Origin of the sequence: Neisseria sp. HMSC075C10 (genome assembly GCF_001815615.1) — a bacterium.
Taxonomy (GTDB): Bacteria; Pseudomonadota; Gammaproteobacteria; order Burkholderiales; family Neisseriaceae; genus Neisseria; species Neisseria subflava_A.
This window is the reverse complement of record NZ_KV821278.1, coordinates 166,361-166,967: the sequence shown is the minus strand read 5'-3', so window position 1 is coordinate 166,967 and position 607 is coordinate 166,361. Positions and strand designations below refer to the sequence as shown.

Sequence of the window (607 nt, the reverse complement as noted above, 5' to 3'; positions counted from 1 at the left end):
CCGCCAGCTGTAAATCACCCTGGCCGCCCAGGGCACCGGTAATCAGGGTTTCGGCGGCGGTAAGCGCACGGCTTTTGCTGCCGCCTATGCCCCAGCTTCGGGCTTCTTGGTAGGCTTGGGCGTAGGCGGGGGAATGGGCCAGCATCTCCTGCTGCCGTTGTGCGTCGCTTAGGCTGAGATAGTGTTCGTAGCTGCCGTCGTTTTGTTCTTTCAGACGGCCTTCGTGGGCGGCTTGTTGTTTTTCCAGCTCTTCGGCTGCCGCTTTGGCACGGTTGCCCCTATAGGTGCCGACGGCACTGTGGATGGCGGCAGTCGATTGGGCGACGGTTTGCTGTTTGTCGAGTAGGTTTTGCAGATCGGGAACGCTGTCGGCACCGTGATGGGCAGTGGCCGAATCGGTATGGATGCCGAGAGCGCGGGCACTGGTTTTTTTGCCGCCGATGGTGATGTTGCCTTCGCTGTGCCGCTCGTTCCGTTTGTAGGCTTCGCCGAGGGAAACTTCGCGCCCCTGCAGATGCAGATCGCCGCCGGCATACAGTTGTGCGGCTTCGGTAGTCAGTTTGCCGCCCGCCGCGATGGTGGTATCGCCTTTCAGGCTGCCTATCTG

Annotated in this window: 1 protein-coding gene; it reads right to left on the bottom strand. The window is 61.3% G+C overall.

Features of this window, described 5'->3' with window-relative positions; all coding sequences use genetic code 11:
- Positions 1-607: hypothetical protein (locus HMPREF3047_RS11650; RefSeq protein ID WP_283127047.1), on the bottom strand; the 607-nt coding region annotated here is incomplete at both ends.